This window comes from Lacibacter sp., from assembly GCF_035299325.1.
Classification (GTDB): domain Bacteria; phylum Bacteroidota; class Bacteroidia; order Chitinophagales; family Chitinophagaceae; genus Lacibacter.
The window spans coordinates 1-25,215 of sequence record NZ_DATGWT010000002.1 but is presented as its reverse complement, the minus strand read 5'-3'; the positions used below and the strand labels follow the sequence as shown (position 1 = coordinate 25,215).

General features: G+C 40.8%; 30 protein-coding genes. 2 read left to right on the top strand and 28 right to left on the bottom strand.

What is annotated here, in order from left to right; genetic code table 11:
* Nucleotides 1–26: 26 nt before the first annotated feature.
* The 26 genes from VK159_RS00985 to rpsJ all read right to left on the bottom strand — a co-directional run bounded on the left by VK159_RS00985 (nt 27) and on the right by rpsJ (nt 16,960).
* Nucleotides 27–1,313, bottom strand: a complete 1,287-nt coding sequence (locus VK159_RS00985) for an aminotransferase class V-fold PLP-dependent enzyme (RefSeq protein WP_324228272.1) — start codon at nt 1,311–1,313, stop codon at nt 27–29.
* Between the two features lie 176 nt (nt 1,314–1,489).
* Nucleotides 1,490–2,743, bottom strand: coding sequence for an NAD(P)/FAD-dependent oxidoreductase (locus VK159_RS00980; RefSeq protein ID WP_324228271.1), 1,254 nt, complete (start codon nt 2,741–2,743; stop codon nt 1,490–1,492).
* Nucleotides 2,744–2,748: 5 nt separating this feature from the next.
* A complete protein-coding gene (locus tag VK159_RS00975; protein ID WP_324228270.1) occupies nt 2,749–4,263 on the bottom strand; it encodes a M20/M25/M40 family metallo-hydrolase in 1,515 nt (504 codons plus the stop codon).
* Between the two features lie 59 nt (nt 4,264–4,322).
* Complete coding sequence (gene map / locus VK159_RS00970; RefSeq protein WP_324228269.1) at nt 4,323–5,129, bottom strand: type I methionyl aminopeptidase; 807 nt, start codon at nt 5,127–5,129, stop codon at nt 4,323–4,325.
* A 62-nt stretch (nt 5,130–5,191) separates the two neighbouring features.
* Nucleotides 5,192–6,532 (bottom strand): preprotein translocase subunit SecY, encoded by a 1,341-nt coding sequence (secY, locus tag VK159_RS00965; RefSeq protein WP_324228268.1) that lies wholly within the window; start codon nt 6,530–6,532, stop codon nt 5,192–5,194.
* 76 nt (nt 6,533–6,608) lie between these two features.
* Nucleotides 6,609–7,058, bottom strand: coding sequence for a 50S ribosomal protein L15 (rplO, locus tag VK159_RS00960; protein ID WP_324228267.1), 450 nt, complete (start codon nt 7,056–7,058; stop codon nt 6,609–6,611).
* 131 nt (nt 7,059–7,189) lie between these two features.
* Nucleotides 7,190–7,372: a 50S ribosomal protein L30 gene (rpmD, locus tag VK159_RS00955; RefSeq protein WP_182801827.1), complete on the bottom strand. Its 183-nt coding sequence runs from the start codon at nt 7,370–7,372 to the stop codon at nt 7,190–7,192.
* A gap of 55 nt (nt 7,373–7,427) precedes the next feature.
* On the bottom strand, nt 7,428–7,946 hold the full coding sequence (gene rpsE, locus VK159_RS00950) for a 30S ribosomal protein S5 (RefSeq protein ID WP_182801828.1): 519 nt from the start codon (nt 7,944–7,946) through the stop codon (nt 7,428–7,430).
* 28 nt (nt 7,947–7,974) lie between these two features.
* A complete protein-coding gene (gene rplR, locus VK159_RS00945) occupies nt 7,975–8,334 on the bottom strand; it encodes a 50S ribosomal protein L18 (protein ID WP_324228266.1) in 360 nt (119 codons plus the stop codon).
* A 48-nt stretch (nt 8,335–8,382) separates the two neighbouring features.
* Nucleotides 8,383–8,937, bottom strand: a complete 555-nt coding sequence (gene rplF, locus VK159_RS00940; protein ID WP_324228265.1) for a 50S ribosomal protein L6 — start codon at nt 8,935–8,937, stop codon at nt 8,383–8,385.
* 86 nt (nt 8,938–9,023) lie between these two features.
* Nucleotides 9,024–9,422, bottom strand: a complete 399-nt coding sequence (gene rpsH / locus VK159_RS00935) for a 30S ribosomal protein S8 (protein WP_324228264.1) — start codon at nt 9,420–9,422, stop codon at nt 9,024–9,026.
* 89 nt (nt 9,423–9,511) lie between these two features.
* On the bottom strand, nt 9,512–9,781 hold the full coding sequence (gene rpsN / locus VK159_RS00930) for a 30S ribosomal protein S14 (protein ID WP_324228263.1): 270 nt from the start codon (nt 9,779–9,781) through the stop codon (nt 9,512–9,514).
* Nucleotides 9,782–9,784: 3 nt separating this feature from the next.
* The gene (gene rplE / locus VK159_RS00925; RefSeq protein ID WP_324228262.1) at nt 9,785–10,360 is read right to left on the bottom strand and encodes a 50S ribosomal protein L5; all 576 of its coding nucleotides are present in this window, start codon (nt 10,358–10,360) and stop codon (nt 9,785–9,787) included.
* Between the two features lie 27 nt (nt 10,361–10,387).
* Nucleotides 10,388–10,720, bottom strand: coding sequence for a 50S ribosomal protein L24 (gene rplX, locus VK159_RS00920; protein WP_324228261.1), 333 nt, complete (start codon nt 10,718–10,720; stop codon nt 10,388–10,390).
* Nucleotides 10,721–10,850: 130 nt separating this feature from the next.
* A complete protein-coding gene (rplN, locus tag VK159_RS00915) occupies nt 10,851–11,219 on the bottom strand; it encodes a 50S ribosomal protein L14 (protein WP_129132878.1) in 369 nt (122 codons plus the stop codon).
* 101 nt (nt 11,220–11,320) lie between these two features.
* On the bottom strand, nt 11,321–11,578 hold the full coding sequence (rpsQ, locus tag VK159_RS00910; RefSeq protein WP_182801835.1) for a 30S ribosomal protein S17: 258 nt from the start codon (nt 11,576–11,578) through the stop codon (nt 11,321–11,323).
* Nucleotides 11,579–11,621: 43 nt separating this feature from the next.
* A complete protein-coding gene (rpmC, locus tag VK159_RS00905) occupies nt 11,622–11,831 on the bottom strand; it encodes a 50S ribosomal protein L29 (protein WP_182801836.1) in 210 nt (69 codons plus the stop codon).
* A 31-nt stretch (nt 11,832–11,862) separates the two neighbouring features.
* Nucleotides 11,863–12,282, bottom strand: coding sequence for a 50S ribosomal protein L16 (rplP, locus tag VK159_RS00900; RefSeq protein WP_182801837.1), 420 nt, complete (start codon nt 12,280–12,282; stop codon nt 11,863–11,865).
* 71 nt (nt 12,283–12,353) lie between these two features.
* Nucleotides 12,354–13,148, bottom strand: a complete 795-nt coding sequence (gene rpsC / locus VK159_RS00895) for a 30S ribosomal protein S3 (protein ID WP_324228260.1) — start codon at nt 13,146–13,148, stop codon at nt 12,354–12,356.
* A 17-nt stretch (nt 13,149–13,165) separates the two neighbouring features.
* Nucleotides 13,166–13,516: a 50S ribosomal protein L22 gene (gene rplV, locus VK159_RS00890; RefSeq protein ID WP_182801839.1), complete on the bottom strand. Its 351-nt coding sequence runs from the start codon at nt 13,514–13,516 to the stop codon at nt 13,166–13,168.
* Between the two features lie 11 nt (nt 13,517–13,527).
* Nucleotides 13,528–13,800, bottom strand: coding sequence for a 30S ribosomal protein S19 (gene rpsS / locus VK159_RS00885; protein WP_182801840.1), 273 nt, complete (start codon nt 13,798–13,800; stop codon nt 13,528–13,530).
* A gap of 70 nt (nt 13,801–13,870) precedes the next feature.
* A complete protein-coding gene (gene rplB / locus VK159_RS00880) occupies nt 13,871–14,710 on the bottom strand; it encodes a 50S ribosomal protein L2 (protein ID WP_182801841.1) in 840 nt (279 codons plus the stop codon).
* A 60-nt stretch (nt 14,711–14,770) separates the two neighbouring features.
* Nucleotides 14,771–15,070, bottom strand: coding sequence for a 50S ribosomal protein L23 (gene rplW, locus VK159_RS00875; RefSeq protein ID WP_182801842.1), 300 nt, complete (start codon nt 15,068–15,070; stop codon nt 14,771–14,773).
* A gap of 32 nt (nt 15,071–15,102) precedes the next feature.
* Nucleotides 15,103–15,735, bottom strand: a complete 633-nt coding sequence (gene rplD / locus VK159_RS00870) for a 50S ribosomal protein L4 (RefSeq protein ID WP_324228259.1) — start codon at nt 15,733–15,735, stop codon at nt 15,103–15,105.
* A 22-nt stretch (nt 15,736–15,757) separates the two neighbouring features.
* Nucleotides 15,758–16,375, bottom strand: a complete 618-nt coding sequence (rplC, locus tag VK159_RS00865; RefSeq protein ID WP_324228258.1) for a 50S ribosomal protein L3 — start codon at nt 16,373–16,375, stop codon at nt 15,758–15,760.
* A 279-nt stretch (nt 16,376–16,654) separates the two neighbouring features.
* Nucleotides 16,655–16,960, bottom strand: coding sequence for a 30S ribosomal protein S10 (gene rpsJ, locus VK159_RS00860; RefSeq protein WP_129132889.1), 306 nt, complete (start codon nt 16,958–16,960; stop codon nt 16,655–16,657).
* Between the two features lie 553 nt (nt 16,961–17,513).
* Between rpsJ and VK159_RS00855 the strand changes: the two genes are divergently transcribed.
* Nucleotides 17,514–19,016: an Ig-like domain-containing protein gene (locus VK159_RS00855; RefSeq protein ID WP_324228257.1), complete on the top strand. Its 1,503-nt coding sequence runs from the start codon at nt 17,514–17,516 to the stop codon at nt 19,014–19,016.
* Nucleotides 19,017–19,123: 107 nt separating this feature from the next.
* Here VK159_RS00855 and VK159_RS00850 read toward each other — a convergent pair whose 3' ends face one another.
* Nucleotides 19,124–22,693 (bottom strand): Ig-like domain-containing protein, encoded by a 3,570-nt coding sequence (locus tag VK159_RS00850; protein WP_324228256.1) that lies wholly within the window; start codon nt 22,691–22,693, stop codon nt 19,124–19,126.
* Nucleotides 22,694–23,170: 477 nt separating this feature from the next.
* Here VK159_RS00850 and VK159_RS00845 point away from each other — a divergent pair, with 477 nt between their 5' ends.
* On the top strand, nt 23,171–24,001 hold the full coding sequence (locus VK159_RS00845) for a glutaminyl-peptide cyclotransferase (protein WP_324228255.1): 831 nt from the start codon (nt 23,171–23,173) through the stop codon (nt 23,999–24,001).
* Here VK159_RS00845 and VK159_RS00840 read toward each other — a convergent pair.
* Nucleotides 23,998–24,492: a phosphoribosyltransferase family protein gene (locus VK159_RS00840; protein WP_324228254.1), complete on the bottom strand. Its 495-nt coding sequence runs from the start codon at nt 24,490–24,492 to the stop codon at nt 23,998–24,000. The genes VK159_RS00845 and VK159_RS00840 overlap by 4 nt on opposite strands.
* Between the last annotated feature and the right edge of the window lie 723 nt (nt 24,493–25,215).

Genomic DNA, 25,215 nt, shown 5'->3' with positions numbered 1-25,215 from the left:
AATTAATATACCAATTGGTTGCAACATCATCCTGCTATTTGCCTGATGGCCGTAACCAACCTGTCCAGGTCTTTTGTTGATGTATATACATGCGGTGTAATTCTTACTCCATGAATATTTTCCCAATCAATGCTCACGGTATGAATTTGATGTTTGCGATGGAGTTTATGTGCAACATCACCCGGCTTTATTCCTTCAATAGCAATATTGGCAATAGCACAATAGAACTTTTTATTTTTTGGCTGAAGGAACGACACACGTTTGAGATCGCTTACTTTATTCACCCAGTAATCAGTCAAATAGCGAAGCCTTTCTTCTTTTCGTTTTGTTCCAATGATATTGTGAAAATCAACTGCATTACCAATGGCCATTTCACTTGCGAATGAACGTGTTCCTAACGATTCAAATTTTCTTATATCAGTGCCATCCGGTTCAACGCTGCTCAGCAATGCCCAGATATTTTTGATCTTTTCTTTTTTGATCCATAACAACCCACTGCCGAATGGTGCGCATAACCATTTGTGTAAAGAAGTAGCAAAGTAATCGCAACCAAGATCAGGAATTTTGAAATCAATATGGCCGAGTGTATGTGCCCCATCTCCTATAACCTCAATACCACGTTTATGTGCTTCATCTGCAATTTTGCGAATGGGAAGTATTTGTCCCGTCCAGTTAATAAGATGTGTTACATGTACAATTTTTGTTTTTGATGTAAACGCATTTACATATTGACGAACGATCTCATCTTCATTTTCAATAGGCAACTCAAGATTCAACCAAACTAACTTAATGCCATCTCTCTTTTCACGCTGCTTCCATGCATTGATCATATTGGGATAATCCTGCCTGGTCAACACCACTTCATCGCCTGCTTTCAAATTCAATCCAAAGATCACTGTGTTCAATCCTTCCGTTGCATTGCGATTGATCGCTAACTCATCTGCATCACAGCCTGCAAGCTCAGCCAATTTTATACGTAACCCTTCTCTTCCTTCATCTAATGTTCGCCACATATAATACGATGGGCCTTCATTGCTGAATTGATAAAAACGTATATGTGCATCCTGCACAACTTTTGGTTGCGGACTTACTCCACCATTGTTGAGATCAAGCAAATTTGGTGATACTGTGTATTGCTCTTTCACCCATCCCCAAAAGTCTTCATCAGTCATTGCTTCATTGGGCGACAACTGTTTGAACTCATGATACTTTTGTTCAGCCTCTTTTGCGAATAATGAATTGGTAAAAGGAAGAAAAGTAAAAACCCCAGTTGTTGCTGAAAGATTCCGGATGAAATTTCTACGGGACGACATGCTTTTCGATTTAGCTAAAGATAGTTTTTTTGAACAAGTACAAGACTGATAAAAATCACTCCTGCAATAAGCATGCAGAGCTGTTTTTCATCAAACCGTACTGCTATTTAGCTATAAAAAAGCGGAGATATTTTTTTAATTATTATCTGTGACGAATAAGTTTATATCTGTGCAGCTTATTGGGAATTCAGCGACATAGCAGCAATGGTTTTTGCGGCAACAAAACCACTCGTCCAGGCATGTTGAAAGTTGAAGCCACCGGTAACACCATCTACATCAAGTATCTCACCGGCAAAAAACAAATTGGGGTGCAGTTTGCTTTGCATCGTGTTTGGATCAACCTGTTTCAGATCAACACCGCCGGCAGTTACAAACTCTTCTTTAAAGGTGGTTTTGCCTTTCACGTGGAATTCATGATTGCACAACAGTTGAATAAGCTTGTTCTGTTCTTTTGCGGGCAAATCGGCCCAACGCCACTCTTCTTTTATACCTGCTTGCTGTAACAGGAATAACCATAAACGGTTGGGCAATTGAAAGAGATTGTTGTTAGCTATCTTTTGTGATCCTTTCGTGTTACGAATTAACTGGAGCTCATCTTTTAACGATTGCTCTTTTGCATCATTCAGCCAATTAACATTGATGATGAAATCATAATTACGCTCCTGTAATTCCCTTGCACCCCATGCTGATAGTTTCAATACACAAGGCCCGCTCATACCCCAATGGGTAATAAGCAAGGGGCCGGTATTCTTTAATTTGGTTGATTGAATTTTAATGGTTGCTTCAGGAACCACCACGCCCATCAATTCAGTGATGGCATGTTTGGGCATATTGAAGGTAAATAAAGATGGCACAGGTGATATGATTGAATGATTTGTTCCTTTCAACCAATCAAATTGCTGCAGCTTGGGAAAGCCGCCACTGGCAATGCAAACAAAATCCGTCTCTATGGTTTCATCATTGCTTAATTCCACTTCCCACTTTCCACTTTCCACTTTCAATTTCTTCACCTCCCTGTTCATCAGTATTTCAACGCCATGCTTGTTAACTTCTTTCATCAAACAATCAATAATTGTCTGCGAAGAGTCGGTAACAGGAAACATTCTTCCATCAGCTTCTGCTTTCAGCTTCACTCCTCTCTCTTCAAACCATTTAATGGTATCTGTTGTAAAGAATTGATGAAATGCTTTGCGTACAAAATGTTCACCACGGGGATAACGTTTACTCATCTCCTGGATTTCAAAACAGGCATGCGTTACATTGCAACGCCCGCCACCACTTACTTTTACTTTTGATAACAGTTTATTTGATTTTTCAAGAATAGTTATATGCAATGAGGGATTCATCCGTGCTGCATTTATTGCACAGAAAAAACCTGCAGCACCGCCGCCAATCACGATTAAACGTTTTTGATTTCTATCTCCTGTCATTCGTTTTATTTCATCATCATCAAAGCAGCCATTGTTTCAATTCCATTCCAGAAATTCAACAACCTGATATTCTCATTCTCTGCATGCTGGTTGTTATCATGATTTGCAATAGGAACAGAAATTGTTTTTGCATTGAGGTATTGTTCAAATAAAAATAATGGCAGGCTTCCACCTGATGTTGGCATCAAAACGATAGATTCAGTAGTTGTTGATTGTACTGCTGCAATAATCTTTTTTGCAATAGGCAGATCCATCGAAGTTTTCTGCGCATTGTAACCACTTTTCAATTCTATTTTTGCAATTTTATCGTACCTGCTTCTTTCTTCTTCAGTTGGCTCTGCTGTTGTAATATAGTAACCCTGGCTCCTGACATGTTCAACTACACGTTGCTGCTGCTTTTTCCAATCGTTACCTGCAACCAATCGTAAATCAAGAACTGCTGTTGCAGTTGTAGGGATTACGTTACTTGCATTTTTACCAACATTCGCACTGTTTATTCCATTAATGTTAAGTGATGGCAAGCCGATCGATTGTACCAGGTTATAATCTTTCATCTCCCGTTTACTAAACCCCAATTCCTTTTTCATTTGTTCATCTACCGGAGGTATTGCTTCAAGGGCTTTCTTTTCCATTTCACTTAAGGGAATAACATCAGCATAAAAATCTTTGATGGTAATATTGCCATCTTTATCTTTCATGGAAGTTAATAGTTGCACCAACATCATGGCAGGGTTTGGCGCCCAGTTTCCGTAATGGCCACTATGCAGGGGACGCTTAGAACCATACACAGTTATATCCACACGTGTATCGCCTCGAACACCAAACACTACCTGCTTTTTTCCTGATTGATGAACAGGTCCGTCGCAAATCAACCAAAGATCACTTTGCAACAAGCTTTTGTACTGCTGTAAAATTTCGTGTAAAAAATCAGATCCTTTTTCTTCTTCTCCTTCAAAAAAAAACTTGATGTTTACTGCAGGCTTCATACCCGTTTTTACAATTGCATCATAAGCATTCAGTATCGCCATTACACCTGCCTTATCATCACTTGCACTTCTTCCATAAATTCTCCATTGCGGGTCAAATGATTTATCAGCAGTTGGAAATTCAATGAAACTTCCGTTTTGCTCCAGTGAATTGGTCAGCAGCTTTGGTTCAAACGGAGAAAGTCCTTTTGCCCATTGTGCAGCATTCACCGGTTGCCCATCGTAGTGGGCGTAAAAGATGATGGTTTGCGTTGCACCCGGTGTTATTACTTCCCCATAAACGGCAGGCACTGCTTTGTTTGATGCAGGTGTTAATAGTTGAATATTTGTAACGCCACGCTTCTTCATTGCATCCATAATAAACGTTGCATTCTTATAGATGCCTACTGAATCGCCAACAATATTGGGCAACTTCAGAAAGGAAACAAATTCGGAAATGATGGCATGCTCATTTGCCTGCCTGTATTGCCTGATCTTTAAAACAGCAGGGCTTTGTGCCAATAAAAAATGAGTGCAGCATAATGCAACACTCATGAATATTATTTTTCGCATCATACACTTTTATTATAAGTGTAAATTACTGAATTGTGCAATCAGTAGTAAGAAGAGTCAAGATTTGTATTGGCTTTCTCAGCCGCTTCAATAGAAGTGAACGATGAGAGTATATCAGCCTTTCCTTTCTTAATACAGACATCATGTTCGTAGTGTGCCGATGGCAAACCATCTACTGTACGGATAGTCCAGCCATCCTGATCATGGTAGATCTCTTTCTTTCCAAGGTTGATCATTGGCTCAATAGCAATCACAGTGCCTTCTTTCAATTTTGACCCTGTTCCTCGCTTCCCATAGTTTGGTACTTGGGGATCTTCATGAAGATTACGTCCCAACCCATGTCCTACCAGTTCACGCACTACACCATAACCATGCTGCTTCTCTGTGTAATCCTGGATGGCAAATGAAATATCACCAACACGATTTCCATGCACAGCTTTTTCAATGCCTTTATAAAGCGATTCTCTTGTTACCCGCAACAACTTCCTCACTTCATCAGATGTACTTCCAATAATAAATGTATAAGCACTATCACCATGATAACCGTTCATAAAGGCACCAACATCAACCGATACAATATCTCCTTCCTTCAACACACTATTGGTCGGGAAACCATGCACAACGGCATCGTTCACCGAAATACATGTTGCAAACGGATAAGTGCCCTGGTAGTTCTTAAAAGAAGGTACAGCGCCATTATCACGAATGTATTGTTCAACCCTTGCATCAACCTGCATAGTAGTAATGCCTGCTTTCAGCATTTTAGCAGCTTCTGCCAGTGCATCACCAACAAGCAATGCGCTTTTGCGGATCAATTCTATTTCTAACGGGGAGCGGTAATGAACCATAATTATTTTATCAAAAAAACCCCGGCTTATATGCCAGGGTTTCTTATATGTTAAGCTGTTTATTAAATAGCTGAGGAAGATACGGTCTGGCGTCCTTGTATCTTTCCGCCTTTCATCAAACCATCATACTGTCTCATCAACAAATGAGTTTCAATCTGCTGGAGTGTATCAAGGATTACACCTACCATGATCAACAGTGATGTACCACCAAAGAAGGTAGAGAAACCACTTGTTACACCAAGGTTCTTCGCAATACCCGGTAAGATACCAACAATTGCAAGAAACACAGCGCCCGGTAACGTAATACGATCCATGATCTGGCCAATATAATCAGCAGTTGGCTGACCAGGTTTTACACCCGGAATGAAACCATTATTCTGCTTCAGATTATCAGCGATCTGTTTTGGATTAAAGATCAACGCCGTGTACAGGAAGGTAAATCCAATTACAAGAATTGAATAAATAACCATGTACCAGATATTACCATGATCGCTTAATGTAACTGCAATACCTTTTGTGGCATTGAAACCTGTAAGCAATGTCGGAAGGAACATGATGGCCTGCGCAAAAATGATTGGCATTACACCCGAACTGTTCACCTTAATTGGTAAGAATTGGCGTGCACCACCAAACTGGCGGTTACCAACGATCTGCTTAGCGTAGTTGATTGCAATCTTACGCACACCTTGCACAAGGATAATTAATCCCATAATAATTGCAATGAGTACAGCGATCTCGATCATGAAGATCAATAAACCACCACCTGCACTTCCACTCTTTGCATCAAATTCCGCAGCAATAGATGCAGGGAAACGTGCAAGGATACCGATCATGATAATGAGTGATGTACCGTTACCTAAACCTTTATCTGTAATACGCTCGCCTAACCACATTACAAACAATGTACCTGCAGTTAACACGATCGTTGTAGATAACCAGAAGAAACTATCAAATGAAGGAATGATAGCAGCGCCTGCAATTTCAGGGCTCTTTAAATAAGTTACATAAGCACTTGCCTGGAAGATGGTTACAATTACTGTGAGGTAACGTGTCCATTGATTGATCTTCTTGCGACCGCTCTCACCTTCTTTCTGCATTTTCTGTAACTGAGGAACAAGAATGCTCATCAATTGCATAAAAATCGATGCAGAGATATAAGGCATGATACCTAATGCAAAAATGGACGCACTCGAAAATGCACCACCTGCAAATGAATCAAATATTCCGAGGATACCTTCTTTAGCTTTTGTGTTTAATTGCTCTAATCCGTTTGGATCAACACCTGGCAATACAATATGTGAACCCACACGGTACACCAGTAACAACAAAAGAGTGTACACAATTTTGTTGCGCAACTCTTCAATGCTCCAGATATTCTTTAGGGTCTGTATGAGTTTTTTCACTGGAAAAAATCTTTTTAAAAATTTGCTGAAAAGAAAAAAGACGCATTTTCATGCGTCGGGCAAATATCGGGAAAATTTACTTCACAATTTCAACAGAACCACCGGCAGCTTCAATTGCAGATTTTGCTTTTTCGCTGAGTGCGTTTACTTTGAAAGTAAGTTTTGTTTTGATCTCACCATTAGCAAGAATCTTCACCTTGTCTGTACGGCTGATTAAATTATTCACATACAGGTTCTCAACAGAAACCTCAGTGATGCCATATTTTTCAGCAAGTTGTTCAATTTGTCCGAGGTTGAATACACGGTACTCAACACGATCCGGATTTTTGAAACCACGCTTGGGAACACGACGTTGAATTGGCATCTGACCACCTTCGTGTGCCATTTTGCTCTTGTAACCGGCACGGCTCTGACCACCTTTGTTACCTTTTGTAGATGTACCACCCTTACCGGATGCTTCACCACGACCTAAACGTTTTTCTTTGTGTGTAGAACCTTCAGCAGGTTTTAAATTGTGCAGTTTCATTTGCTTTTATTTTGAACTTTCGCCCCGAAAGCATCGGGGCTCGCATTAATAATTTGAAAATTTGTGAATTTGAAGATTTGAAAAGGAAAGAACCAAAATTTGCATATTGGCTCTTCTTCAAAATGATCAAATTAAGCTACTTCTTCAACTTTCAGGAGATGGCTCACTTTGTGAATCATACCTAAAACCTGTGGAGTTCCTTCAACTTCTTTACTTGAGTTTGTTTTGTTCAAACCAAGCGCTTTCAGTGTTTGCTTCTGACGCTCAGGTCTGTCAATTGGACTCTTTACTAAAGTGATTTTTATCTTTTTCATATCTAAGTCTTTTTTGACTGCCGAATGCCGACTGACGACGTTCGACTGTATTCAATTACCCGTTAAATACTCTCTTTAATCCAAGGCTACGCACTTTTGATACGGCGATTGGTTCACGCAACATGGCTAAAGCTTTAAAAGTAGCTCTAACTACGTTGTGAGGATTAGCCGAACCAAGTGATTTTGCCAATACGTCGGTAACACCTGCGCTTTCCAATACGGCACGCATACTACCTCCGGCAATTACACCTGTACCGTGTGCAGCTGGTTTGATCAATACTTTAGAAGCACCTTCTTTAGCCAATTGATCATGAGGGATGGTACCTTTCATAACCGGAACCTTGATGAGATTTTTCTTCGCATCTTCAATTCCTTTCTGAATAGCCATTTGTACTTCTTTAGCTTTTCCTAAACCATGACCTACTACACCATTCTCATTTCCTACCACAACTACTGCAGAGAAACTGAAGGCACGACCACCTTTTGTTGTTTTAACAACACGGTTAATGGCAACTACTTTTTCTTTCAGTTCCAGGTCACCTGCTTTTACTTTGTTTACAATTACTTTCGACATTTATGCTTTATTAAATGTTTACAATTGATTAGAAATTTAAACCTGCTTCACGTGCACCTTCTGCAACCGCTTTTACACGGCCGTGATATAAGTTACCACCACGATCAAACACAACAGCTGTAAGACCCAGCTCAGTTGCTTTGCGTGCAATAGCAGCACCAACCAGTTTGCTTTTCTCAATTTTTGTTACTTTCTGTGCCAGAATCTCTTTGTCTTTTGATGATGCAGCTGCAATTGTTACACCTGTAACATCATCAATCAACTGAACATAAATATCAGAGTTGCTGCGAAACACACTTAAACGTGGTCTCACATTAGTTCCTGCTACTTTCTTGCGAATTGAGTAGCGGATCTTTTGCCTTCTGACTAATTTGTTATCTGTTTTCATCTTTCTGTATTTAATATTCCTGATTCTGCCAGGAACTTAGTTTAATGATTATTTACCTGCTGCTTTACCTGCTTTACGACGGATGTATTCACCAACGTATTTCACACCCTTTCCTTTGTATGGTTCAGGCTTGCGTAAGCTGCGGATCTTAGCAGCAACAGCACCTAATAATTGTTTATCGATACCGGTGAGGGTGATGGTAGGGTTCTGACCTTTTTCCTGGGCAGTAGCTACTTTCAATTCACTTGGTATTTCAACAATGATGTTATGTGAATAACCTAATGCAAGATCAAGAATGTTTCCCTGGTTTGCTGCTTTATAACCCACACCCACCAGTTCAAGTTTCTTTTCGAAACCTTCTGTTACACCTTTCACCATGTTTGAAACAAGTGAACGGTATAAACCATGCATTGCACGGTGACGGCCCTGGTCAGTAGGACGGTTGAATGTTACTTCACCATCTTTTACTTCAACAGTAATATCACGATCAATTGATTCCTTCAATTCACCTTTAGGTCCTTTAACTGTAACCACGTTATCTTTTCCGAGTGTAATAGTAACACCCTGTGGAATTGAAACCGGATTTTTACCTATACGAGACATAACTTATTCGTTTTAATTTATTTTGATTTGTTGTTGACCGGTCAGCTTAGTATAGTTCAGCTTAATGTATCAGCAACTTTTACTTCTTAGTAGATATAACAAAGAACTTCACCACCTACATTGTTTGCTTTCGCTTGCTTATCTGTCATTACACCTTTCGATGTGCTGATAATAGCAATACCCAAACCATTTTTCACACGACGGAAATCTTCAGGCTTAGAGTACTGACGTAAACCCGGACGGCTTACACGCTCTAATGATTGAATAGCCGGTACACGTGTTTGTGGATCGTATTTCAAGGCAATTTTGATAACGCCTTGTTTATTATCGTCTTCAAATTTATATTTCAGGATATACCCCTGATCGTACAAAATTTCAGTCATACGCTTTTTAAGGTTTGAAGCAGGAATCTCTACAATTCTGTGACCTGCCATCTGCGCATTACGAACACGGGTAAGAAAATCTGCAATAGGATCTGTAACCATTTTATTCTTTAATTGAATGATTTAAAAATTGTTTGCTTTGTGCATCATATTCAATACCTGCACAAACTTCCCTTTCGGGGTGGCTGTTATTACCAGCTCGCTTTTTTAACACCTGGTATTTTACCATTCAGTGCCATGTCACGGAACATCACACGTGATATTCCAAAGTAACGAATGTAACCTCTTGGACGGCCAGTCAATTGGCAACGGTTCTTTAAACGTACTGGCGAAGCATTTTTTGGAAGTTCATCCAAAGCAGCATAATCACCGGCAGCTTTCAGAGCAGCACGCTTCTCAGCATATTGAGCTACCTTCTTTTCCCTTTTGGCTTGACGAGCTATTATTGATTTTTTAGCCATAACTTATTGTTGATCTTTTTTAGCATTTTTGAAAGGCATTCCCATTTCTTTCAGCAACTCATAAGCTTCTTCGTTTGTAGAAGCAGTAGTTACGAAAGTGATATCCAAACCGGTGATCTTATTCACCTTATCGATATCAATTTCAGGGAAGATGATCTGCTCAGTAACACCCATTGTGTAGTTACCACGACCATCAAATGATTTATCGTTGATACCTTTAAAGTCACGCACACGTGGTAAAGATGCAGAGATCAGTCTGTCGAGAAACTCGTACATGTTTACACCACGTAAAGTAACACGTGCACCAATCGGCATGTTCTTACGGAGCTTAAAGTTTGAAATGTCTTTCTTAGACATTGTAGCAACTGCTTTCTGACCAGTGATGGTAGTAAGTTCTTCAATTGCAATATCAACCAGTTTCTTATCGTTCACCGCACCGTTAACGCCACGGTTCAAACAGATTTTTTCCAGCTTTGGAACCTGCATGATGCTTTTGTAACCAAAACGTTTCATTAAAGCAGGTATAACTTCTGTCTGATACTTGCTTGCCAAACGGGGTGTATATTTTACAGTACTCATTTTCTTCTTGTTTTAACCTTCGTTAAATTATTTTACAGGCTGACCTGATTTTTTTGAAACCCTTACCAGCTTACCTGTTTCACGGGTACGCTTTACTTTAGTGGCTTGCTTTCCATCCCACAACATCACATTAGAAATGTGAATGGGAGCTTCTTTCTTTACAATTCCACCTTTTGTATTTTGAGCACTCGGCTTTGTGTGCTTGGTTACGATGTTTACACCTTCAACCAATACACGTGCAGCGTCAGGAAATACTTCCAGAACAGTGCGAGGCTTCTTTACATCTTTATCATCACCGGCAATTACAACTACTGAATCGCCTTTCTTGATGCTAAACTTGGGTTTAAATCTATTACTCATTGTCGTTTACTTTATCTCAGTTAGAGATTGTTGTTTATGTTGTTACCGGCTTCCGGTACATTTATCATCTTCTGTTGCGTCGCACTCTTCATTAATCAGTCATTACTCATCACTGATTATTCATCACTCCTTACAGTACTTCAGGTGCCAATGAAATGATCTTCATATAACCTTTATCACGCAACTCTCTTGCTACCGGCCCGAAGATACGTGTACCACGAGGCTCATCAGAAGCGTTAAGAATTACTACTGCATTATCATCAAAACGGATGTAAGAACCATCCTTACGACGTAACTTGTTTTTTGTACGTACAATTACAGCTTTAGCAACAGTACCTTTTTTGATACCACCACCTGGTAATGCATCTTTTACAGTTACTACGATCTTATCGCCAATCTTTGCATAATCCTGGCCGCTGTTTCCCAATACTTTGATGCAAAGCACTTCTTTGGCACCACTGTTATCGGCTACGTTTAATCTACTTTCTTGCTGAATCATTTCTTTAAACTTTTAACCCGTTGTTGTTACGCAGAGTATTTAAAAATTTTATTGGTTGCAGAGGCTTGCAGCATTACGCCTAAAGCTTGCGACAGAATTGGTTATTTCGCTTTTTCTACTACTTCTACCAGTCTCCAGCGTTTTGTTTTGCTGAGCGGACGGCTTTCCATAATCTTCACTGTATCACCAATACCGCACTCATTCTTTTCATCATGAGCATGGAACTTGGTCGTTTTCTTTACGAACTTTCCATAAATAGGGTGCTTCACCTTACGTTCAACAGCTACAGTAATGGTTTTATCCATTTTGCTGCTGGTTACTACACCTGTCTTTGTTTTACGCAAATTTCTTTCTAACATTTTTTTGCTTTTTATCTTTATTCCCTGCCGGGATTAGGGTCAATCAGATACCCATTTGTTTTTTTCTTAACTCAGTTTTCAAACGGGCAACGTCACGACGTAAACCACGGATGCTCACCGGATTCTCCAATGGAGAAATAGCGTGTGCAAATTCGAGCTTTTTCAAACGCTGCTCATCTTCTTTGATGCGTGCAGTGAGATCTGTAACATTCAGCTCTTTTATGCTCTTTAAAAAATCAGTTGTCTTTGCCATGTTAATCAGTTTAATCAGTTCAACTTGTTAATTACGCAACCAAATCTCTGCGTACAATGAATTTTGTTTTGATCGGAAGCTTTTGTGCAGCCAGTTCCATTGCTTCTTTAGCAACAGTTTCAGGTACACCATCAGCTTCAAACAAAATGCGTCCTGGCTCGATAATAGCAGCCCATCCTTCAGGGTTACCTTTACCTTTACCCATACGTACTTCGGCTGGCTTACGGGTAACAATCTTATCGGGGAACACACGGATCCACACATTACCTTCACGCTTCATCGCACGTGTCATTGCCTGGCGGGCACTTTCAATCTGGCGGTTGGTTAACCATACAGGTTCCAAGGCCTTCAAAGCATAAGAACCAAATGAAATGCTGGTTCCACGCTTCGCCACAGCACGGATACGTCCTTTCTGTGATTTTCTGTGTTTTGTTCTTTTCGGCTGTAACATTGCTTAATATATTTCTTGTTACTGTTTGTTGTTTTCTTCGTACTTCTTACTTCGTAATTGGTACTTATTAATTATCCTTTACGGCTGTCTCTGCGTTGGCCACCACCTTGTCCACCACCACGACGGTCATCTCTTCTGTCACCACCTCTTCTATCGCCACCACCATCTTCACGACGATCTTTACGATCGCTCACATCACTCTTACCACCAATGAAGTTGGGGTTAAGGTCACGCTTAGTCAATACTTCACCTTTACAGATCCATACTTTGATACCGATTTTACCATACACTGTTAATGCAAACAGGTTAGCATAATCAATATCCATACGGAATGTATGTAATGGCGTACGGCCTTGTTTAATTTCTTCAGTACGTGCGATTTCAGCACCACCTAAACGACCAGCCACTTTAATTTTAATTCCTTCAGCACCCATGCGCATAGCAGAAGCAATTGCCATTTTAATAGCACGCTTGTAGTTGATACGGTTTTCGATCTGGCGTGCGATTGTATCAGCAACAATTGTTGCGTCAACTTCCGGACGACGGATCTCAAGAATGTTGATCTGCACATCATCCTTACCAGTCAATTTCTTCAACTCTTCTTTAATGCGATCAACTTCACCACCACCTTTACCGATAATGATACCAGGCTTAGAAGTGTGAATAGTTACAATCAATTTGTTGAGTGTACGCTCAATCACAATTTTAGCGATACCGCCTTTATTGATACGGGCATTGAGATAGGTTCTGATCTTGTTATCCTCGATCAACTTACCAGCATAGTCTTTTTTGCTACCATACCAGTTACTCTCCCATCCGCGGATGATCCCTAACCTGTTACCAATTGGATTTGCTTTCTGACCCATAGAATGGTTTATAAGATTTAATCAATTAATTTTTTGTCTACGATAATGGTTACGTGGTTGCTACGCTTTCTTACTCTGTAAGCACGACCCTGTGGAGCAGGACGCAAACGTTTTACCATGCGTGCTCCATCAACAAAGATTGTTTTTACAATCAATGATGAATCAGCTGCACTTTGTCCACTATTCTTTTGTTCCCAGTTGCTGATAGCACTTTTTAAAAGTTTGCCAAGCGGTGTGGCAGAATGTTGCGGATGAAAATCCAGCAAAGCCAACGCCTTTTCAACATCCATTCCACGGATCTCATCAGCCAACAGACGCATTCTGCGGGGCGATGTGGGATAATTTCTGAGTTTTGCTACTGCTTCCATTTTAAATCTATTTAAGAAATCTTCTTACTTGAGTGTCCTTTAAAGTTTCTTGTTGGTGCAAATTCACCAAGCTTATGACCTACCATGAATTCGGTTACATAAACAGGGATGAATTTGTTTCCGTTGTGCACCGCAAAGGTGTGACCAACAAAATCCGGAGTAATTGTAGAGCGACGGCTCCATGTCTTAATTACACCTTTCTTTGATTTACCCTCGTTAATAGCAAGCACCTTTGTTTCGAGGTGAGCTGCTACATAAGGACCTTTTTTAATCGAACGAGCCATGTTTTATTTTTTTTCTTTTTGCCCTTTGAATCCTGTTCGGAACCGAAGGATAAATTTTCGATTTCAAATTTTACTTCGCCAGTTTTTTACCATCCTTACGTTGGATGATGAGTTTGTTAGAACCCTTATGCTTAGAGCGGGTTTTTTCACCTTTTGCATATTTACCCGTTCTGCTACGTGGGTGACCACCACTGCTACGGCCTTCACCACCACCCATCGGATGATCAACAGGGTTCATCGCAACACCACGGTTACGTGGGCGAATACCTTTCCAACGGTTAACACCGGCTTTACCAGCTGTTTCCAGGCTATGATCGCTGTTAGATACTACACCAACTGTTGCATAACAGTTGATCAATACCTTGCGCAATTCACCACTTGGCATTTTCAATACAGCGTATTTCTCTTCTTTGTTGGTTAACTGTGCACTTGTACCTGCACTGCGTACCAACTTACCACCTTGACCCGGCTGCATTTCAATGTTGTGAATGTTAGTACCCAAAGGCATATTCTTCATTTGAAGAGCATTACCTAATTCAGGTGCTACTGCATCACCCGCTACTACTGTTGCACCAACCTGTAAACCGTTTGGAGCAATGATGTAACGTTTTTCACCATCAACGTAATTCAGCAATGCGATGAAAGCTGTACGGTTTGGATCATATTCAATAGATGCAACTTTAGCAGGAACATCTTTCTTACTGCGTTTGAAATCTATTACACGGTATTTCTTCTTATTACCGCCGCCGATGTAACGCATAGAACGACGACCTTGAGCGTTACGGCCACCTGTTGACTTTACATTTTCAAGCAAAGACTTTTCAGGAGTATCAGTGGTGAGCTCAGCATAAGCATTGCCGATTCTCCATCTGGTACCTGCGGTTACCGGTTTGTATTTTTTTAATGCCATTTTTAAAAACTTTTATTGTTCAACTTTTGCGGTAGTTGACCTACCATTCTTTGTTTTTTATTACACTGTACCGTACAGGTCAATTGCTTCACCTTCAGCTACTGTTACGTATGCTTTTTTGTACGCTGGTTTGCTACCCTGGATGTAACCGGCTTTTGTCATACGGTTTTTCGCTTTACGGGGAGCTACCATTGTGTGAACATCAGCAACTTTCACGTTGTAGAATTCTTCTACTGCTTTTTTGATCTCGAGCTTGTTAGCTTTACGACCAACACGGAAAGCGTATGTGTTCTTCTTTTCTGTTAAACGATTGCTTTTTTCAGAAACAATCGGCTTTATTAAAATTTCACTCTGTCTCATCTGGACGTTGTTTATTCAGTTCAATGATTCAATTAAGCTGCAGCTTCTTCTTCAGAAAAAACTTTAGCAGCACTTTCAGTTAATACGAGTACATCGCTGTTCACGAGATCGTATGTATTTACATCGGCCAACAAAGTACCCACCACTTTAGGGAGGTTACGGAGGCTGAGATAAAGATTATCGTTATAATCAGGGATAACCACCAGTGCTTTTTTACCTGCAAGGTTGAGGTTGCTCAACACGCTTACAAATTCTTTTGTTTTAGGAGTATCCATGTTCAGATCTTCCACAATAACAATTGCATTTTCTTTTGCTTTATAAGAAAGCGCACTCATTTTAGCAAGATCTTTCACCTTACGGTTCAATTTAAAATCGTAACCGTGTGGTTTAGGTCCAAACACAGTACCACCACCTTTATACAAAGGGTTACGGATGTTACCCTTACGAGAACCACCGGTACCTTTTTGACGGTGAAGCTTACGGCTTGCACCCTTTACTTCTGCACGTGTCTTTACTTTATGTGTACCCTGGCGTTGTGCTGCCTGGTATTGCTTTACAGCGAGGTAGATAACATGGTCATTTGGTTCGATACCGAAGATCTCTTCCGGTAATTCGATCGAACGACCTGTTGCTTTTCCTGATTTATTTAAAACGTCTACTTGCATGACTTCTTGAATTAATTAGTGATTACTTCTGGATGTATACGATTGAACCGTTATAGCCTGGTACAGAACCGCTCACAAGGATGTAATTCTTTTCAGGAAAAATTTTCAATACTTTCAATCCTTTTACTTTCACTCTGTCTGCACCCATACGGCCAGCCATCTTCATGCCTTTCATTACACGGGCAGCATCAGAAGAGTTACCAAGTGAACCGGGAGCACGCTGACGATCATGTTGACCGTGCGATTGACCGCCTACACCGTGGAAACCATGACGTTTTACAACACCCTGGAAACCTTTACCCTTTGTAGTACCTACAACTTCAACTTTATCGCCTTCAGCGAAGATGTCAGTTGTAATAGTTTCACCAATATTTTTTTCGAGAGAATAGTTGCGGAATTCTTTTACGAACTTCTTGGGAGAAGTGTTTGCTTTTGCGAAGTGATTCTTTTCAGCGGAAGTAGTGTTCTTTTCTTTCTTTTCGCCAAAAGCTAATTGCAGTGCGCTGTATCCGTCAGCGTCTTGAGTTTTTACCTGTGTAACAACACAGGGGCCAGCTTCAATGATGGTACAGCTTTGCTGCTTACCATCGGGACTGAAGATGCTGGTCATGCCAATCTTTTTACCAATAATACCTTTCATTTGTTTACAGTTTATGCCCTGTAAGGTTGTTGAGACATGACGCTGGCGGCGTCATTCAATCCCCGTTTACCATCGACCTTTTCCTTTTTTCCACTTTGGATCGGAAGTACCGATGGTAAACTAACCACGAAGGGCTAGTTTATATGTTCCTCAACTTTTGGTTGAGAATGTTTTTTGAAATTCAGAGCTCTTTTTTACAGACCGAAAAGTCGTATTGAGAGATGAAATATTACTTATTTATAAGAACTAGAGATGAGTAATCCGCCGGGCGGACAATCATCATGCTTTAATTTCTACGTCAACACCGCTTGGTAAGTCTAACTTACTCAACGCATCAACTGTACGGCTGCTGCTGGTATAAATATCCAGTAAGCGTTTGTGTGTGCACAGTTGGAACTGCTCACGGCTCTTTTTATTAACGTGTGGTGAACGCAATACAGTAAAGATTCTTTTACGGGTAGGTAAAGGAATTGGTCCCGTTACTACTGCACCTGTACTACGAACCGTTTTCACGATTTTTTCTGCAGATTTATCGACCAGATTGTGGTCGTATGATTGCAATTTTATTCTGATACGTTGAGCCATAAGATCTGTCCCAAATTTTCAATTGGGAGCGCAAAGGTAGGGTTTGAAATGTTCCCTGCAAAAAGTTTGGGAAAGTTTTTTCTGGAAACTGAGCCTGAAAAGCTACTTTTTATCAAAAAGAGGCGCTTTGGATAACACCTTACACATACTTAAGGCTACTTTCCCGATAATTGGCCAAGCTGCCGGGCACTAAAAATCTCTCAAGAATGGGTTTCTTTTTTCGTTAACTATCAACTAATTAAACAACGGGAGTGTGCCCAATGCTATAAATCACTAAGTAAGAACGAGTAGAAAAGCTTCCTCTTCTACCTTAGAAACAATTCGTCTTTTTACGACACGAATCCCGTAGTTTGTCCTAGGGCTAAAACTTGGATGAGAATTTGTGGATGTTTAATTTTACAGCAGAATCAATAGCCCGATATCCGCCCCCTCCGAAGAACCGCTCCCCATCAGCAAGGACATGCTAATTCTCAGCATCCATTTTCACAGAAGAATTCAGTGAAAATAGTTTTTAAGAGTCACTTTTATTCGAACATATCTAAAAAATCCGTCAATGAAAACCGCAATCCGATCCTGTGCTACGCCCATGTTGCTTATGTTTACCATTTTAGCAGCATCCTGTTCAAAAGAAAAGTCATCCCGGTCGCCTGAAGATCAAATAGAAATTCTGCAAACCCGCAATGGCGGTGTGGTGGACGATGATTCAGCGGCCCAGGCCAATGTTCCTGTCATTGTATCAGCAGGCTTCCTGCAATCAGGAGCTTTGATTGAAAATATTCCAATTTCAAGAATTGCTGCAAAAGGGAAACCCGATGCCATTCCCCCTACAATAAGCATCCTCTCGCCTGCTAATGCCGCCTCTGTTTCAGGAACAATCAGTGTGCTTGTTTCCGCCAACGACAATGTTAAGGTTGCTTCCGTTACATTAAGTGTAGATGGAAGCGCTAAAAGCAGCAGCACAACTACACCTTTTACAAATGTTTGGAATTCGGCCACTGTGCCTAACGGAACGCATACGTTAACTGTTACCGCTAAAGACTCTAAAGGAAACAGCAGCTCAAGTTCAATACAGGTATCCGTTAATAATGTTACGGTTGGCGATATTACGGCTCCAACAGTAAACATTACCTCGCCAACAAATGGTGCCTCCTACGACGCAAACACCTCAATCACTATTAATGCCTCGGCATCAGATAATGTAGGTGTAAGTTCTCTAAATATCAGTATCGACGGAACCGTTGTTGGTACATCGTCGGGCTCATCTTACAGTTATACATGGAACACAAGTACGGCAGGTAGCGGCATTCACACGATCTCATCTACAGCCAAAGATGCTGCCGGCAATCAATCAGTAAAATCTGTTACAGTAACAATAAATACCGTTGTAATTGAACCACCTTCAACTTCAGGTGTGCGTTTAACAATGCCTCCCGTTAGTAACCAGGGAAGTGAGGGTTCATGCGTTGCTTTTGCAGTTGGTTACGCTGCACGCTCTGCAGAACAATATTACAGCTCCGGGGCTGCTACATACAGTAACGCAACAAACATTTTCAGCCCTGAGTTTTTATACAACCAGGTTAAGTTTGATGTTGAATGTAGTTCCGGTACAGCCATGCAAACAGCACTTGACTTTATGAAAGTGAATGGTATTTGTACATATCAATCGATGCCATACAGCAGCAGCAATGGTTGCTCACTGTTACCAAGTTCAACGCAAAATACAGAAGCTGGTAATTATAAAATTGCCAGCTATGCTAAGCTTTATACAACCGACAGGGCTGCAATCAAATCAATGATTTCGCAAAAACACCCTGTTATCATATCAGTTCTTGCAGACAATTCTTTTATAGCAGCCAAAGCAGGGTTTATCTGGAAGAGTTATTCAGGATCCGGATCATTAGCTCATTGTATAGTTATTTGTGGGTACGACGATGCTAAAAATGCTTACCTGATCATGAATTCATGGGGAACAGGATGGGGTGATGCCGGCTACAGCTGGATCGACTATGATTTCTTTACAACAAGAACAGGAACCTACTGTTACGCCATTTACTAAAAAGAAAAGTTTTATATAGAAAGAAAAGTCCCGGCTAAACCGGGACTTTTTTCATAAAAAAAGGCTGCCCTTACGGACAGCCTTACCAGTCGATTTTAATTCGCTGATTATTGTTTTAGATTAACCAGTTTGCCTGTTACTTGCTTACCTGCAACATTGAGTCTGTAAACCAATGTTCCGGCTGCAATTGTGCTTCCTGGTCTGAATTCAACAAGCTGAGTTCTGCCTGCAGTTAAGTAACCTTCATAAACAGTTTGGATTTTCTGGCCAAACATGTTGTAAATCTCAAGCGAAGCTTTTCCTGAAACAGGTGATACTATCGCAAAGCTTACTTTCTCAGCAAACGGATTAGGATATGCTGATACACGAAGGCTTTCAACTGTTTGAGCTGCTAAATCGGCACTGTTAATTACACCTGAAGAATTAATATTGATTCTTCCTGATGGAACTTCACATGGGCCAACACTCCAGCCAATGAAGATTCTGCATTCGTCGAATCCTTCATTAATGCTACCTACTGCATTTGTAATATCACCAAGACTTGCACCTTGCTCCTTACCAGTTTCTCCATCCTTATTACCTAATGCATCATTTGCCAATTGATACAATCCACCTACTGTATGATCATATCCGCCTGCATTAAGTGCATCAATGATACTTTGTGGAATTGTTTTGTAAACATATTCGTTTACAACCACCAACTGACCAAGTTCATTGAAGTAACAACTGCGCTGTTTTGGTGTAGTTGAACCACAACCGCCATCAGCTTTTGCTGTTGCAAATGTGCCAGCCTCTAATGCAAAGTCAGCTAAACCACCACTTACACGCAGGTTCAAACCAAGTGTGATTGTTTGCGACAAGAGCACATTATTGATCCTTCCCTGTTTTGTAATGTAGGTTGTTGTATTGTTTGTACCAGGAGTCCAGCATGCCGGCAATGGTACGTTATCAACTGTACAGCTACCAAACAGTTCTCTTGAACCACCACCACCTGGCATTGACTTGTTGAGTAATTCGGCAGCAGTTGCTGTTGAAGGAATGGTAATAAACTTACCGTTACTTCCAATGACCAAAGGATTTGCAACACCACCTACGCCAAGCATTGCTTTGATCATATCCACTACTGTTGGATAAGTAATAGCTACGCCATCGCCTGTACCGTCTCCATCGCAAGCCGGGCTTGTGTTGCCATACTTACCTTGGGTATAAGTGCAATAACCGCCACATGGTACAACAGTAACCTCGTATTTACATTCACTTGGAGATAACTCTGTATTTGCGTAAGAAATTGTAAGTGTCAATGTAAAGCTCTGACCACCTGCTATTACTTTAACTGACTGTGCATTATCTGCACCATCAATAGAGGCACCATTGTTTACACTCCATTTCCATGTTTCATTTGCTGTTGCAGCTCTGCTAGCTGTATATGTATTGGTTGATCCGTTACATATTTCAGAAGTTGGAACTTCTGGGCAACTTTCTGCTGCTCTAACAGGAATTGAACATTCACTTACGCTGCTGCATCCGGTAATCTTATGTGTTACAGTTACAGTAACAGACACAACCTGGCCTGCATCAAGTGGACCTGCTGTGTAAACAGGATTCTTAATGTTGCTGAAGTTAAATGAGCCTGTACCATCTTCTGTCCATGCATAAGTGTAATTAGCAGGATTAGTATCAGCACTTCCGGTAAGATCTACATCAAACTGAGCACTATGATCTGCTGATGTGATGTCGATCGTAGACGGAGTTTTAGTGCAAGCGATAACTGGTAATGGGTTCACTACAAGTGTGTAATTAGCAGTACTATCGCAACCGTATTGATTCACCAAGCCGGTCTTCTGTTTTGTTCCTGCTTCCGTAAACTCTAAACCATCCCAAGAGTATGGTAACAGATTCGCACAAATTTCTCGGCGCTGACTGGATGATGTGTTTGGATTCACAGTAACGATTGCCTGATCTGTACAGCCATTCGCATTGGTATACGTGATAGTGGATGTACCGGCAGATACGCCTGTTACAACACCGGTTGTCGGATTGATGGTCGCAACTGCAGTGTTGCTGCTGCTCCATGTACCGTCAGGACCCATGTCAACTGTACTGCCAACGCATACTGATTGGTCAGGGACTACTGGGTTTGCATTCACAGTAACGATCGCCTGATCTGTACAACCATTTGCATTAGTATAGGTAATGGTGGATGTACCGGCAGATACGCCTGTTACAACACCTGTTGTCGGATTGATGGTCGCAACTGCAGTGTTACTGCTGCTCCATGTACCGTCAGGACCCATGTCTACTGTTGCACCAACGCATACTGATTGGTCAGGGACTACTGGATTTGCATTCACAGTAACGATTGCCTGATCTGTACAACCATTCGCATTAGTATAGGTAATGGTTGATGTACCGGCAGATACACCTGTTACAACACCGGTTGTCGGATTGATGGTCGCAACTGCTGTGTTGCTGCTGCTCCATGTACCGTCAGGACCCATATCAACTGTACTGCCAACGCATACTGATTGGTCGTCAATCACCGGATTTGCAAGCCCAATTATATCCACTTCATTACTTGTAGATGTACAAACCGGCAACGTTCCTGAGCCAACAACATAATAATCATTTCCAATAGGAATATTAGTCCAGGTTAAACCCGAACCGTCACCAATTTTGGGACTGCCAACAGGTTGGTCGGCACTATTATATAATTGGTAAGATGCGCCGGATTGTGAAGTTGTTGAACTTATTGTTCCGGTATTCCCAATACAAACAGAACTACCTGTTAATACCAGTGCAGGAGGCGTAATATTAAAATTACCTCCAACAAAATCATCGAGTGAAGCAGTTATTGATTGGGAAGATCTTGTTTCAAGAAGGAAACTCGCATTACAAAGGTTAGCTCCTGTGAATCCAAGGCCGGTTAAATCAACCTGACCTTCGTAGAACATGTTATAATCATAAGTAGCAGAAGGAAACGACCAACCAGTAGGAATTGCATACTGACCGTCGTTGTTCTCTGCCACTGTACCTTGTAAAGTACTTGTACGTAGGTTTCCATTCGTATTTGGAACAATTGAAGTTCCGGGAGGTAATGGGTTGGCTCCGCTATACCATTGATATATCAGTACTGTTGCGTTACGTCCGCCTCCTGTAAAATCGGCCAGCACCAGCACATCACCATCTGCATGTGGAGGACTGAAAATATTGTTACCACCAATGGTGGTTGGGGCTGTTCCATTAAGATATAGCCAGAAACCGATTTGGGCATCACCATTATTGGAAGTTCTGTCACCAGCAAAATACAATGTGTTATTGTAAATGATTGCTGCGCCGTTTGCAATATCATTTTTGGATTTAGTTTGGCTGATAGACCAAACCAGTTGATTCGCAAAGAAGAAGTCTTTCGACCCTTCTGTAAATTGGTTGTCTACTACCCCGTTACCAAAGGCATCAAGTTGATACTGTTTGACGGGGAATAGATTAAAATTAGAACCAGGCGTTCCTCGATTCCATTCAATGGGGTTACCATCAATAACCGGAACGACTTGTGCATTCAACCCGCCGGGGTTAAATGCTGATAAAAACATAACAAGAAAAAGCATCTGTCGCCAGAGCCATTTCCCGCCACGCCCGTTTTTCTCACCTTTTAAGGTGTGTAGCAGTTTGTTCATCATTGTCGAATTTTTTGAGTGAAAAATTTCTAACATTTCACAGGAGGCTTATTAAGAGGATCTTAAAGACAGGACAGTTTACACCAAGCACATAACAATCTAAGTACCTCTTTTGGAGGCACGATAAGCGCTCAGTTAAAACAATAAATCGAAAGGACAGTAAAGAGGACTACTGGAGATTAAAGCAAGGATTCATTGGCATTAAAGCAATTCAAAGGGGAACAGAAAGCATAGAGGTATAGACAACATTACATAGAAACGGTGTTTGCTTTCAGGGGGGGTGTGATTTAGGTTTGGTAAACGTAGATACTTTTTTTTTAAAATGCAATACCCCAATTAGGGTACGGATACATATTTTTTTTTACAATCCAACTTTGGTCAGTTTACTAAAAATGAAGGGCTTCATTTTACCAATGACAGATCCATTTCATTCACATGATTTTCACAAGAGCATCAATGGCTTTTACTTATTTTTGACGCATGTTGAAACAAATGAATTACAGCTTATTCCTTGGTCTGTTCCTTTTCGTTGCATGTGGTAATGATCCCGAATCGGAAGAAACGCAAACGAACTTACCAACCATACCAGCCCCAACAAGCATAACTTATAACCTCGTAAATGATTACCCACATGATACTTCCTCTTTCACCCAGGGCTTGATCTTTTATAAAGGAACAATGTATGAAAGCACAGGTAATCCGAACAATGCTTTAAATAATGGATCATGGGTTGGACCAGTTGATATTGCTACTGGTAAGCAAATCAAAAAGGTTACGCTGCCTGCAGATATTTTTGGTGAAGGAATCACTATTTTAAATGATAAAGTGTACCAGATCACCTGGGAGAACAGGAAAGGTTTTGTGTATGACCTTGCAACTTTCAAAAAACTAAAAGAATTCAACTACAACCACGAAGGCTGGGGCATTACCAATAATGGCAAAGAGTTAATTGTAAGTGATGGCAGCAGCAATCTTTATTTCTGGGACCCTGAAACGCTGAAGGAAATTCGACGCATCAGCATACAGGATCATAACGGGCTGCGGAATAATATTAATGAACTTGAGTTTATTAATGGTGCTGTATATGCCAATGTCTGGCAAACAAACGAGATACTCAAAATTGATCCGGCTACGGGCAATGTAACCGGCAAACTCGATATGAGCAGCTTAAAACAATCATACCCGGAATTAGAAGGTTCCAGCGCCAGTGAGAAAGTACTCAACGGAATTGCATGGGACAGCAGCAGTAACCGTTTATTTATTACAGGTAAAAACTGGAGTAAGTTGTTTGAATTAAAACTGCTTAATTAAATAAGATAGGCTCCTGTAATTTCATCGCCTTTCAATTCCACATAAATATGTTCTTCCAATGTAGTGGCAATGGATAGCCCTACATAATCAGGTTGCACCGGAAATGTTTTATGTGTGCGTTCAACCAATACCAATGTTTGAATTTTCTTTGGTTGAAAACCAAGAAAAGGCTTCAACGCATACAGCATCGTTTTACCACTGTTGGCCACATCATCGATCAATAAAATTGATTGATTGTTGAACCCGATTTCCCGATCAAGAAATACTTCAACCGGATATTTCTTATCAAGCGTTACTTCCACCAGCTCTACATGAATATTGCTGATGCTCATCACCTCCTCTGCCAATGTTTTTGCAACAATCAATCCGTTTTCCCTGATTCCTGCAAAAAACATCTGCTGCTCATCGTGGTTGCGTTCTACAATTTCAAACGCCAGGCGTTTCAATTTACGATTGGTACTATCCTTATCTAAAATGTATTTCTTTTCCATATTGTTTCACTAAGATGCAACGAAATTAGGAATAAGCAATCCTGCCGGGAAGAAAATAAACCAGAAATAACAGCTTCACTTTGTAACAATAAAATTTCCCTGTACCAACCGCCAACTGGATCAAAATAAAAAAAAGAGACCTCAAAAATTAGCATTCTTTACAAGGACGAAGTTTATGCCTTGCTCTGCTTCAGCCACTGTAAAACCCCAGCTGGCTCCCGATAAAACAGTCCATGTGTATAGCTAATCCTGGATTTATTCAGTCACCTGTATAGCTATTTTAGGACCGGGCACTGTCTTCATCCTTCGCTCATCCTTCGCTTATAAAGGCAGGATACTCCCACTATACTCCCCGGATAAAGCCTATATAAAGCGCTCACGAGGTATAAATCCGACAGATTTAAAAAGAGCACTGGCCTTGCTTCATGTCTTCATGAATCTGCCTGCTAAATGCAAACAAATTGTGTTTACATACTTACTTAATCAGGGCTTCCGCTGGAACATGTAGGTCAAAGATCCCGGCCGTAGCGTCGGATAATATGCTCTGGCTTGATCTTTTGGTTATATTGAGCTGTCGAAGTATTTTGTCAACCTGTCCCGCATTAACGGTATACAAAAGAACAAATAATCAATACTCATCTACCCTTATCTTAGCAATACAAATAACGTTTGTATGCAGATCGTTCAACAGGTTTTATTTGCCCTTTGTTTTGTGGGTGCTGT

What these genes read in the sequence shown, in the direction of transcription:
- rpsJ (WP_129132889.1), bottom strand. Translation starts at nt 16,960, where the DNA reads ATGGCTCAACGTATCAGAATAAAATTGCAATCATACGACCACAATCTG.
- rplV (WP_182801839.1), bottom strand. Translation starts at nt 13,516, where the DNA reads ATGGAAGCAGTAGCAAAACTCAGAAATTATCCCACATCGCCCCGCAGA.
- rplX (WP_324228261.1), bottom strand. Translation starts at nt 10,720, where the DNA reads ATGAGTAATAGATTTAAACCCAAGTTTAGCATCAAGAAAGGCGATTCA.
- rpsE (WP_182801828.1), bottom strand. Translation starts at nt 7,946, where the DNA reads ATGTCGAAAGTAATTGTAAACAAAGTAAAAGCAGGTGACCTGGAACTG.
- rpsS (WP_182801840.1), bottom strand. Translation starts at nt 13,800, where the DNA reads ATGGCTCGTTCGATTAAAAAAGGTCCTTATGTAGCAGCTCACCTCGAA.
- rpsH (WP_324228264.1), bottom strand. Translation starts at nt 9,422, where the DNA reads ATGGTTACAGATCCTATTGCAGATTTTCTTACCCGTGTTCGTAATGCG.
- VK159_RS00855 (WP_324228257.1), top strand. Translation starts at nt 17,514, where the DNA reads ATGAAAACCGCAATCCGATCCTGTGCTACGCCCATGTTGCTTATGTTT.
- map (WP_324228269.1), bottom strand. Translation starts at nt 5,129, where the DNA reads ATGGTTCATTACCGCTCCCCGTTAGAAATAGAATTGATCCGCAAAAGC.
- rplP (WP_182801837.1), bottom strand. Translation starts at nt 12,282, where the DNA reads ATGTTACAGCCGAAAAGAACAAAACACAGAAAATCACAGAAAGGACGT.
- rpmC (WP_182801836.1), bottom strand. Translation starts at nt 11,831, where the DNA reads ATGGCAAAGACAACTGATTTTTTAAAGAGCATAAAAGAGCTGAATGTT.
- rplE (WP_324228262.1), bottom strand. Translation starts at nt 10,360, where the DNA reads ATGAGTACTGTAAAATATACACCCCGTTTGGCAAGCAAGTATCAGACA.
- rplC (WP_324228258.1), bottom strand. Translation starts at nt 16,375, where the DNA reads ATGAAAGGTATTATTGGTAAAAAGATTGGCATGACCAGCATCTTCAGT.
- VK159_RS00850 (WP_324228256.1), bottom strand. Translation starts at nt 22,693, where the DNA reads ATGATGAACAAACTGCTACACACCTTAAAAGGTGAGAAAAACGGGCGT.
- VK159_RS00840 (WP_324228254.1), bottom strand. Translation starts at nt 24,492, where the DNA reads ATGGAAAAGAAATACATTTTAGATAAGGATAGTACCAATCGTAAATTG.
- rpmD (WP_182801827.1), bottom strand. Translation starts at nt 7,372, where the DNA reads ATGAAAAAGATAAAAATCACTTTAGTAAAGAGTCCAATTGACAGACCT.
- VK159_RS00975 (WP_324228270.1), bottom strand. Translation starts at nt 4,263, where the DNA reads ATGAGTGTTGCATTATGCTGCACTCATTTTTTATTGGCACAAAGCCCT.
- rplN (WP_129132878.1), bottom strand. Translation starts at nt 11,219, where the DNA reads ATGATTCAGCAAGAAAGTAGATTAAACGTAGCCGATAACAGTGGTGCC.
- VK159_RS00845 (WP_324228255.1), top strand. Translation starts at nt 23,171, where the DNA reads ATGTTGAAACAAATGAATTACAGCTTATTCCTTGGTCTGTTCCTTTTC.
- VK159_RS00985 (WP_324228272.1), bottom strand. Translation starts at nt 1,313, where the DNA reads ATGTCGTCCCGTAGAAATTTCATCCGGAATCTTTCAGCAACAACTGGG.
- rplO (WP_324228267.1), bottom strand. Translation starts at nt 7,058, where the DNA reads ATGAAACTGCACAATTTAAAACCTGCTGAAGGTTCTACACACAAAGAA.
- rpsC (WP_324228260.1), bottom strand. Translation starts at nt 13,148, where the DNA reads ATGGGTCAGAAAGCAAATCCAATTGGTAACAGGTTAGGGATCATCCGC.
- rplF (WP_324228265.1), bottom strand. Translation starts at nt 8,937, where the DNA reads ATGTCTCGTATAGGTAAAAATCCGGTTTCAATTCCACAGGGTGTTACT.
- rplW (WP_182801842.1), bottom strand. Translation starts at nt 15,070, where the DNA reads ATGAGACAGAGTGAAATTTTAATAAAGCCGATTGTTTCTGAAAAAAGC.
- rplD (WP_324228259.1), bottom strand. Translation starts at nt 15,735, where the DNA reads ATGCAAGTAGACGTTTTAAATAAATCAGGAAAAGCAACAGGTCGTTCG.
- rplB (WP_182801841.1), bottom strand. Translation starts at nt 14,710, where the DNA reads ATGGCATTAAAAAAATACAAACCGGTAACCGCAGGTACCAGATGGAGA.
- rpsQ (WP_182801835.1), bottom strand. Translation starts at nt 11,578, where the DNA reads ATGTTAGAAAGAAATTTGCGTAAAACAAAGACAGGTGTAGTAACCAGC.
- rpsN (WP_324228263.1), bottom strand. Translation starts at nt 9,781, where the DNA reads ATGGCTAAAAAATCAATAATAGCTCGTCAAGCCAAAAGGGAAAAGAAG.
- rplR (WP_324228266.1), bottom strand. Translation starts at nt 8,334, where the DNA reads ATGAAAACAGATAACAAATTAGTCAGAAGGCAAAAGATCCGCTACTCA.
- VK159_RS00980 (WP_324228271.1), bottom strand. Translation starts at nt 2,743, where the DNA reads ATGACAGGAGATAGAAATCAAAAACGTTTAATCGTGATTGGCGGCGGT.